At 38.6% G+C, this 9134-nt stretch carries 10 protein-coding genes; 6 read left to right on the top strand and 4 right to left on the bottom strand.

The genetic code is table 11. The features are described from left to right. Positions 1 to 82 precede the first annotated feature (82 nt). From GQR55_RS19225 to GQR55_RS19215, 3 genes are all read right to left on the bottom strand, one after another. Positions 83 to 550, bottom strand: coding sequence for a YcxB family protein (locus GQR55_RS19225; RefSeq protein ID WP_166421874.1), 468 nt, complete (start codon positions 548 to 550; stop codon positions 83 to 85). Between the two features lie 132 nt (positions 551 to 682). Further along, a complete protein-coding gene (locus tag GQR55_RS19220; RefSeq protein WP_166421873.1) occupies positions 683 to 874 on the bottom strand; it encodes a hypothetical protein in 192 nt (63 codons plus the stop codon). Between the two features lie 63 nt (positions 875 to 937). Beyond that, positions 938 to 1111 (bottom strand): DUF1328 family protein, encoded by a 174-nt coding sequence (locus tag GQR55_RS19215; RefSeq protein ID WP_006794345.1) that lies wholly within the window; start codon positions 1109 to 1111, stop codon positions 938 to 940. A 521-nt stretch (positions 1112 to 1632) separates the two neighbouring features. Here GQR55_RS19215 and GQR55_RS19210 point away from each other — a divergent pair. The 5 genes from GQR55_RS19210 (at position 1633) to GQR55_RS19190 (ending at position 6102) form a co-directional block, all read left to right on the top strand. Further along, entirely contained in the window at positions 1633 to 1875 is a 243-nt protein-coding gene (locus tag GQR55_RS19210; protein ID WP_166421872.1) for an OadG family transporter subunit, read from the top strand. 11 nt (positions 1876 to 1886) lie between these two features. Further along, the gene (gene oadA / locus GQR55_RS19205; RefSeq protein ID WP_166421871.1) at positions 1887 to 3668 is read left to right on the top strand and encodes a sodium-extruding oxaloacetate decarboxylase subunit alpha; all 1782 of its coding nucleotides are present in this window, start codon (positions 1887 to 1889) and stop codon (positions 3666 to 3668) included. A gap of 14 nt (positions 3669 to 3682) precedes the next feature. Beyond that, positions 3683 to 4813, top strand: a complete 1131-nt coding sequence (locus GQR55_RS19200) for a sodium ion-translocating decarboxylase subunit beta (RefSeq protein WP_076925246.1) — start codon at positions 3683 to 3685, stop codon at positions 4811 to 4813. A 127-nt stretch (positions 4814 to 4940) separates the two neighbouring features. Beyond that, positions 4941 to 5912 (top strand): aldo/keto reductase, encoded by a 972-nt coding sequence (locus GQR55_RS19195; protein WP_166421870.1) that lies wholly within the window; start codon positions 4941 to 4943, stop codon positions 5910 to 5912. Positions 5913 to 5925: 13 nt separating this feature from the next. Continuing rightward, positions 5926 to 6102 carry a hypothetical protein gene (locus GQR55_RS19190; protein WP_166421869.1) on the top strand — a complete coding sequence of 59 codons (177 nt, stop codon included), beginning with the start codon at positions 5926 to 5928 and terminating at the stop codon, positions 6100 to 6102. An 81-nt stretch (positions 6103 to 6183) separates the two neighbouring features. Here GQR55_RS19190 and GQR55_RS19185 read toward each other — a convergent pair whose 3' ends face one another. Then, positions 6184 to 7497: a peptidoglycan DD-metalloendopeptidase family protein gene (locus GQR55_RS19185; protein WP_166421868.1), complete on the bottom strand. Its 1314-nt coding sequence runs from the start codon at positions 7495 to 7497 to the stop codon at positions 6184 to 6186. A gap of 323 nt (positions 7498 to 7820) precedes the next feature. On the opposite strand from GQR55_RS19185, the gene tyrS reads away from it, so the two are divergent. Next, entirely contained in the window at positions 7821 to 9020 is a 1200-nt protein-coding gene (tyrS, locus tag GQR55_RS19180) for a tyrosine--tRNA ligase (protein ID WP_166421867.1), read from the top strand. Positions 9021 to 9134 lie beyond the last annotated feature (114 nt).

Here is a 9134-nt window from a genome sequence, read left to right as displayed (position 1 = left end):
AATCAAAAGATGATAAGGGTATTGTGAAGCAACCAAAAGATCGGTCAACCGATCAAAAATACCTTAACTGATCGGTGTTAACTCACTGAGTGGCTTTTTTGTTTATAAAAGCGAGTGTTTCAGGGGTTAGTATTTGTTTTGAAATGTATTGCATGCCGCTTTTATTTTTAATAATAATACCTTGCGGTGTATCTATTACTTCACTTATGTTTTGCCACGTCAGCTCAAAACTTTTGTAATGATTAGCCGACTTAATGCCTTCGTCATCAAAGGTAAGTGTTACCTCAGAGCCTGATGCTCTGCTGAGCATTTGTCTGGTTACCCACCAAGGTCTGCGATAGTAAAAAGCGACGCACTCTAGTACAGCTAGCATGATCATAAACGATCCTAAGTAATGATCGTTTAAAACATAAATACCAAATAAACCAAGCGCAACTAACAACACAAGTAAAAAGTATTTAGGTTTTGCACGCTTACTGTAAGGAAGTGACTCATCAAAGCACTCGTAAAAGTAGGGTTTATCTAGTGTGTAGGTGGTTGTGAATGCCATTTTGCCTTGCTTTAAGTATCGTTTTTTTTATTTTAACAAGCTAACTGCTAAATGAGCAGCTTTATAGTTAGTGATTTTATTGCAGGCACAAAAAAACGGCCCAGAGGCCGTTTTTTAGCGGTACAAGAAGAATTAACAGTTAGTTTCTTCTGCGTTCACGCCTTCTTTAACATTTTCACATGCATCTTCTACTTTGTTTTGCACGTCAGTTACTGCTTCGTCAATACGTTCGCCTGCGTCTTCTGCATGATTGTCTTCACAACCCATGATGAAAAAACTTGCGAATAGACCGATTAGTGCTGCTTTAACAGTTGTTGATTTCATAATGTAATTCCTTGTAAAAATTAATGTAATTAGTGTTGCTTAGTTTTATTCAGTTTAGCGTATCTACCTGGGTGATTTACCACGTAGCGCACCTGAAACTAACGAAATCACTAAAAGTACTATAAAAATAAAAAATATAATTTTTGCTATACCAGCTGCGGCACCTGCGATGCCACCAAAACCTAACACTGCAGCGATTAAAGCAATAACTAAAAATGTAATTGTCCAGCGTAACATTGTTTTCTCCTTGGTTATCAAATTTTGCTCACAATAGCTAATGCGAGTTACATGCCAAAATTTATTTTTGTTTTTATATCAATAGCTTATGTGTTTGCATGCATTTTTAGTTATTAGCTAGTTAGTAATTTTTACGCTTTGTTATGTAAGTTATTCACACTGTTACAAATAGACGGTAAATATTCACTGAATACGTTGACTTTGGTAAGACCAATTAACAATTGCTTTGTGTTTTTATACTTACTATACCGTTTGGCGTTTATATTTATGAAGATGAATAGTTAATTAACAACTTTCATATAACTATTAACTATAGTCGTTATTTTCTGTATGTATTGTAGTGCACATGATTGCTGGGTTATGGCTTGTAAATAAGTTGAGCGTTATGTTGTTTATAGTTTAATTGGTTTTACCAATTTACAAAATGTAGACAAAGCGACTAGTTTTGTTATTATCCAGTGAATAAATATTTAATTAAATCGATTTTTTATTTTCGATATGGGTTTCAAAGGGGGAGAAAAATGGATATAGGTGCTCTACTCACAACGGCTGGTAGCTTAATGCTGACTGGCATGGTTGGAGTGTTTGTATTTCTGTCGATATTAATTGGTGCAGTAGCGCTTATGTCTAATTTGGTGACGCGCTATAGCGAACCAGAGGCATCACCAGCTAAATCACCGTCTTTTAAATCTCAAGGTGTGCCTAATGAGCACATCGCTGCTATTAGTGCTGCCATTGCTCAGTACAAATCAAATAACAAATAAGGGGCACACACATGGCTAAATTAAAATTAACAGAATTGGTATTACGCGATGCGCACCAATCATTGCTTGCAACACGTATGCGCCTAGACGATATGCTACCTATTGCTAGCAAGTTAGACGACGCAGGTTATTGGTCTATTGAATCATGGGGCGGTGCTACATTTGATTCATGTATTCGTTATTTAGGCGAAGATCCGTGGGAGCGTATTCGCGCGCTTAAAAAAGCGATGCCTAATACTAAACAGCAAATGCTATTACGCGGTCAAAATTTATTAGGTTACCGCCATTACGCTGATGACGTAGTTGAAAAATTTGTAGAGCGCGCACATAAAAATGGCGTTGACGTATTTCGTATATTCGATGCAATGAACGACGTACGTAACCTTGAAACAGCAATTAAAGCAGCAATTAAAGTAGGTGCACATGCTCAAGGTACTATTTCGTATACAGTAAGCCCTGTTCATACACTTGATATGTGGCTAACTCTTGCAAAACAGCTTGAGGATTTAGGTTGTCACTCAATTTGTATTAAAGACATGGCGGGTTTATTAAAGCCGTACGATGCTGAAAAACTAATTAAAGCACTTAAAGAAACCGTATCGGTTCCTATTGCTATGCAGTGCCACGCTACAACAGGTTTAAGTACTGCGACTTATCAAAAAGCGATTGATGCAGGCATTGATATGCTTGATACCGCTATTTCATCTATGAGTATGACTTACGGACACACTGCAACTGAGACGATTGTATCGATAGTTGAAGGCACTGAGCGCGATACCGATCTTGATTTAAATCACCTAGAAGAAATTGCGGCTTACTTTAGAGATGTACGTAAAAAATATGCGGCATTTGAAGGTAGCTTAAAAGGGGTTGATGGCCGTATTTTACTAGCACAAGTACCTGGTGGCATGCTTACAAATATGGAAAACCAGCTAAAAGAGCAGGGCGCAGCCGATAAGCTTAACGAAGTTTTGCTTGAGATCCCACGTGTACGTGAAGATCTTGGCTTTTTACCTTTAGTAACACCCACGTCGCAAATTGTAGGTACTCAAGCAGTACTTAACGTGCTAACCGGTGAGCGTTATAAAACAATTACTAAAGAAACTGCTGGCGTATTAAAAGGTGAATATGGCTTAACACCAGCACCAATGAATAAAGAGCTACAAGAGCGTGTGCTTGATGGAGCAGAGGTAATTACGTGTCGCCCTGCAGATAACATTGCACCAGAGCTTGCAACGCTTGAAGCTGAATTATTAAAAGAAGCGCAAGAGCAAGGTTTAACACTTGCTGATGAGCAAATTGATGACGTACTAACTTATGCATTATTTCCACAAGTTGGTTTGAAGTTTATTAAAAACCGTAACAACCCGGATGCATTTGAGCCTATTCCTTCTGTTGAAGATAAAAGCAATAAAGCACCTTCTAAATCAGCTTCAAACAATAATGGCGTAAAAGCTGAGCAGTACAGCGTAAAAGTAGACGGTAAAGTTTACGACGTAGTAGTGGCGCAAGGTGGTGAGCTAAAAGAGGTAACATTAAAAGATTCTGAGCATATTCCTCAGTCTGCTTCGGTTGCATCAGGTGAAACGCTAAATGCACCTTTAGCCGGTAATATTTTTAAGATTAAGGTAAAAGCTGGGCAAGTTGTTAACGAAGGTGATGTAGTGATTATTATGGAAGCCATGAAAATGGAAACCGAAATACGCGCTATGCATACCGGAACAATTGCTGAAGTGTTAGTTAGTGAAGGCGATGCTGTAACTACCGGCGACGCTATGATTGCATTAGCATAGGGAGTAAATAGAGGATGGACGGTATTTTAAACCTCTGGAATGCTACTGGCATTGCTAACTTTACAATCCCATCGTTAATAATGATTGCGGTAGGGTGTTTATTACTGTTTTTAGCAATAGCTAAGGGCTTTGAACCACTATTACTGTTACCTATTGGTTTTGGTGCAATTTTAACAAATGTACCTGTGGCAGGTTTGTCAGACCCTGGTGGGCTTTTATACTATGTTTATTACGTAGGTATTGATACCGGAATTTTTCCGCTATTGATATTTATGGGCGTAGGGGCGCTGACCGATTTTAGCGCGCTTATTGCAAACCCTCGTATGTTGTTACTTGGTGCTGCGGCGCAGTTTGGTATTTTTGCGACTTTGTTTGGCGCAATACTATTAAACTACGTGCCAGGCTTTGAATTTACTTTACAGGATGCATCGGCTATTGCGATTATAGGTGGAGCAGATGGACCGACTGCAATATTTTTAGCGTCAAAACTGGCACCTGATTTACTTGGTGCAATAGCGGTAGCCGCATACTCATACATGGCACTTGTGCCAATTATTCAGCCGCCAATTATGCGTGCGTTAACAACCCCAGAAGAACGTAAAATTAAGATGCCAGAGCTTCGCAAAGTATCTAAAAAGGAAAAGATTATTTTCCCTCTTATGGTGCTGAGTTTAACGGCTATGTTTTTACCGGCTGCTATACCGCTTGTAGGTATGTTTTGTTTAGGTAACTTAATGCGAGAGTCGGGTGTTGTTGATAGATTAAGTAACAGTGCTCAAAACGAAATCATCAATGTTACAACTATATTTTTAGGTTTAGCTGTAGGCTCAAAGCTTGCTGCAGATAAGTTTTTAACTGTTGAGACGATTGGTATTTTAGTGCTTGGCGCATTGGCTTTTGCAATTGGTACAGCGTCGGGCGTATTTATGGCAAAAGGGCTTAACCGTATATCTAAAACACCTATAAACCCATTAATTGGTGCTGCGGGTGTATCTGCTGTGCCAATGGCGGCACGAGTGGTTAATAAAGTGGGCCTTGAAAGTAACCCACATAACTTTTTACTTATGCACGCAATGGGTCCAAACGTAGCGGGTGTACTGGGTAGTGCAGTTGCAGCAGGTATATTGCTAGCACTCGTTGGCTAAAAATGTAATTTAAAATAGATTAACTATTAAGCGCAGTTTACTGCGCTTTTTTTTGTGCCTAATTTGTAGCTAGATAAAGCTTTTTTGTTTACAGTGACTATTCTTCAAAACTTTAAGGATAGTTACCATGCTTCACACACCTTTAGCAAAGCACTTACCTCATGTTAGTAAACTTATATTCGGATGCATGGGGCTTGGCGGTGGTTGGAATAAAGATGCAATTACTGATGCACATGTTAAGCAAACTCATGAATGTATAGATAACGCTATTGAAGGTGGTATTAACTTTTTTGACCATGCTGATATATACACTTTTGGTAAAGCTGAGCAGGTTTTTGGTAAAGCACTAAGTGAACGACCAGAGCTTAGAGAGCACATGTATATTCAATCTAAATGTGGGATCCGTTTTGAAGATGACTTAGGGCCAAAGCGCTATGATTTTTCGGCTAAGTGGATTGAGCAATCAGTTGAAGCATCTTTAAAAAAATTAAATACAGAATACTTAGATGTATTGATGCTGCATCGTCCCGATCCGTTAATGGAAGTGAACGAAATAGCACAAATATTTAGCTGCCTAAAAGAAAGCGGTAAAGTGCGTAATTTTGCAGTATCTAACATGCAGCAACACCAAATGAATTTTTTACAGCACGCACTTGATATGCCTATTGTAGCTAATCAAATTGAAGCGAGCTTGCAAAAACACCAGTTTGTTGATGAAGGTGTATATGCGGGTAACGCTGATGGTAAAAATCTCAATTTTACTCCAGGAAGCATTGAATACTGTCGTCATTTTGAAATTCAAATTCAGAGCTGGGGCAGTTTATGCCAGGGTTTATACAGCGGTAGTGATTTATCAAACGCATCGCAGGCCGATATAAACACCAGCCTTTTAGTTAATAAGCTAGCTGCACTTTACGATACTTCTGCTGAGGCTATTGTGCTGGCATGGTTACTTCGCCATCCTGCATCGATTCAGCCAATAATTGGTACTACTAATGCTAAACGTATTAAAGCATCGTGTGATGCTGTAAACGTAAAACTAACTCGTGAGCATTGGTACGCACTTTATGTAAGTGCTAAAGGCCATGAGTTACCATAAGTAGGACATTGATATGAATATATTCGTTATTTTAATTGGGTTGTTTGTAGCACTTGCAGTACTCATACCTTTGCTTGAAAAGTATCAAAGTAAAATGGGACTTGATGGCGCAACCAAGTACAGCAAATATATTTGGCCGTTAGTGATGGTATCTTTAGTTGTTCAGCTCATTTATGTATTAATGAATTAATATGTTATTAGGTTGGGTGCATACTAAAAAGCCTTTGCAAGTTTAACTTGCAAAGGCTTTTTTAATGCTTATAACTAAACTTTATTTAAGTGCAACTTGTAGTTCGCGGTTGCGCTCAAGTTGGGCAATAAAGTTATCGGCAATAGGTTTAAACTTAGCAAGTTCTGAGCGAGGTAATGGCTCTGACTTAGGAAGTTTTACTGTTTTAGGGTTGCGATGAACGCCATTTACTAAAAATTCGTAGTGTAAATGTGCGCCAGTAACACGACCCGTAGACCCTACAGTACCAATTTGTTGGCCCTGTTTAACTTTTTGGCCAGTTTTAACTAGTTTCTTATTTAGGTGTAAGTACTTAGTTACATATTGCGTGCCATGGCTAATAAATACGTAGTTACCGTTATATTTGCTGTAACCTGCTTTAATTACTTTACCATTACCTGATGAAACCACTGGTGTGCCGGTGCGCGCAGCAAAGTCGATACCACGATGCGCTCTAACTTGCCCAGTAACTGGGTGTAAGCGACGAGGGTTAAAGCTCGAACTAATATATTTAAAGTTTACCGGTGCACGTAAAAATGCTTTTTTCATGCTACGCCCTTCAGGCGTATAAAAATTGCCGTCGGTATGGCGAATTGCTGCAAAGCGCTGACCTTGGTTTACAAATTCAGCGGCAATAATTTTACCGGTACCAATAAATTCGCCATCAACATAATGAGACTCGTAAATTAAGCCAAACACATCGCCTTTGCGAATATCATTTGCAAAATCAACATCCCAACCAAATATGTCAGCAAAGTTCATTATTTGACGTTCGCTTAAACCTGCCGCAATTGCTGAAGTCCAAAAGTTATTAGATATTTCGCCGCCAGCGGTTTTAGTTAGCGTTTCAATTTCTTTGCTATCGATAGCTGTATCGTAATTACCTTCGTCATTTAAGGTAACAAATAAAGTATCTGTTTTTGAAATTACATAACGCAGTTGAGCTAAAGAGCCATCTTCAGCTGTGGCAAAACTAAGTATTTCACCAGGATGAATTTTAGTTAGCTTGCGAGTTTCTGCATTAGTGTTAATTAGTTTATGAAGCGTTTGAGCTGAAAAACCAGCACGCTTAAAGATAATTGCTAAATTGTCGCCATTTTTAACTTTATGATCGACAAAGTCGTATTCTGGTAACTTTTCTGCTGCTTGCTCTGAATTTAGCTCAGTTAATTTTTCGTTGTCACCAACTTTAACTTGTAACTCATAGCGCTTACCAATCTCTAGTGCATTCGCACTATTGTCTTTGGAAGCAGTGGCTTTTTCAGAAGGAAGAAAGGCTAAGCCAACAATAGCAGAAACCAAACCTAGAATAAGCAATTTGTGTTTTTTGGGGAGCGTGTTAACCACGAGAACCATAACGTGCCTTTTTCTGCTGTCAAGATAATAAATACATAATATTGCAGGATATACTTAATAATGTACGAATACTAGTGTTTTGTAGATTTAAACTAACCTTAAACTGCGCTAAAATCGAGGTTAGAAAGCCTTTTTTAACGCTCTACCTCGCTAAGACTTAATTGATTTAGTTTAGTTGCATGAATCACTTAAAAAGTTGTTTTAATTAGGTAGAAATTTGTTATGTTAGCTACATCTATTTATTCGGTTTAAACCTTTATTAAACCGTGACTACGCAAGTAACTAGTCGCCCCTTCGTCGGCAGAATTTTGGAGTAATACACAGTGGATTTACAAACCGCTCTAGCAGAGATAAAACGCGGTGCAGAAGAAATATTAATTGAAGACGAACTAGTTGAAAAACTAAAGTCGGGCAAAAAGCTAAAAATAAAAGCAGGCTTTGATCCTACAGCGCCCGATTTACACTTAGGGCACACTGTACTAATTAATAAAATGAAAACCTTTCAGGATTTAGGTCATGAGGTTATTTTCTTAATTGGTGACTTTACCGGCATGATTGGCGACCCAACAGGTAAAAACGTAACGCGTAAGCCACTTACTCGCGAAGACGTTCTAGCTAATGCTGAAACATATAAAGAACAAGTATTCAAAATTCTCGATCCTGCTAAAACCACCGTTGCATTTAACTCTACTTGGATGGAAAAGTTAGGCGCTGCAGGCATGATTAAACTTGCTGCTAACCAAACAGTAGCGCGTATGCTTGAACGTGATGACTTTAAAAAGCGTTATGCAGGCGGTCAACCAATTGCGATTCATGAATTTTTATATCCATTAGTACAAGGTTGGGATTCGGTTGCACTAGAGTCAGACGTTGAACTAGGCGGTACTGATCAGCGCTTTAACTTATTAATGGGCCGTGAGCTGCAAAAAGTTGAAGGTCAAAAGCCGCAAACAGTATTAATGATGCCATTACTTGAAGGGACTGACGGCGTTCAAAAAATGTCTAAGTCACTTGGTAACTACATTGGTATTACTGATGCACCAAACGATATGTTTGGTAAAATAATGTCGATTAGTGACGTATTAATGTGGCGCTACTATGACTTACTAAGCGCTCTTTCTATTGAAGAAATTACAGCTCAAAAAGAACGTGTTGAGCAAGGTACTAATCCGCGCGATATTAAAATTGAACTAGCTAAAGAGTTAATTGCTCGTTTTCATAGTGAAGCTGATGCACAAGGTGCACATGACGATTTTATCCAGCGTTTTCAGAAAAAAGCGCTACCAGATGAAATCCCAGAGCTAACAGTCACTATTGCAGAAGATGCTATTTTAATTGCTAACTTACTTAAAGAAGCAAACTTAGTAGTAAGTACATCAGAAGCAATGCGTATGATTAAGCAAGGCGCAGTTAAACTTAACGGTGAAGATAAAATCACTGATACCAAACTTGAAGTAGCGAAAGGTACAACGGCTATTTACCAGGTAGGTAAGCGTAAGTTTGCAAACATCACTGTAGCTTAAATACAGTTTGAAACTAAAAACCAGCCTAGGCTTAACACCATTCAGTTAAGCATGTTTTGACTTAATGGTGTACCGAGTTTTTGAAATTCGAACGGTCCTACTTTTGGGCCGTTT

It is taken from the genome of Pseudoalteromonas sp. Z1A8 (assembly GCF_011378855.1).
Taxonomy (GTDB): Bacteria; Pseudomonadota; Gammaproteobacteria; order Enterobacterales; family Alteromonadaceae; genus Pseudoalteromonas.
This window is presented reverse-complemented; position numbering and strand designations above follow the sequence as displayed.

Excerpts from the sequence above, each read along its gene's own strand:
- oadA (WP_166421871.1), top strand. The coding sequence starts at position 1,887 with ATGGCTAAATTAAAATTAACAGAATTGGTATTACGCGATGCGCACCAA.
- GQR55_RS19225 (WP_166421874.1), bottom strand. The coding sequence starts at position 550 with ATGGCATTCACAACCACCTACACACTAGATAAACCCTACTTTTACGAG.
- GQR55_RS19210 (WP_166421872.1), top strand. The coding sequence starts at position 1,633 with ATGGATATAGGTGCTCTACTCACAACGGCTGGTAGCTTAATGCTGACT.
- GQR55_RS19185 (WP_166421868.1), bottom strand. The coding sequence starts at position 7,497 with ATGGTTCTCGTGGTTAACACGCTCCCCAAAAAACACAAATTGCTTATT.
- GQR55_RS19200 (WP_076925246.1), top strand. The coding sequence starts at position 3,683 with ATGGACGGTATTTTAAACCTCTGGAATGCTACTGGCATTGCTAACTTT.
- GQR55_RS19190 (WP_166421869.1), top strand. The coding sequence starts at position 5,926 with ATGAATATATTCGTTATTTTAATTGGGTTGTTTGTAGCACTTGCAGTA.
- GQR55_RS19195 (WP_166421870.1), top strand. The coding sequence starts at position 4,941 with ATGCTTCACACACCTTTAGCAAAGCACTTACCTCATGTTAGTAAACTT.
- GQR55_RS19215 (WP_006794345.1), bottom strand. The coding sequence starts at position 1,111 with ATGTTACGCTGGACAATTACATTTTTAGTTATTGCTTTAATCGCTGCA.
- GQR55_RS19220 (WP_166421873.1), bottom strand. The coding sequence starts at position 874 with ATGAAATCAACAACTGTTAAAGCAGCACTAATCGGTCTATTCGCAAGT.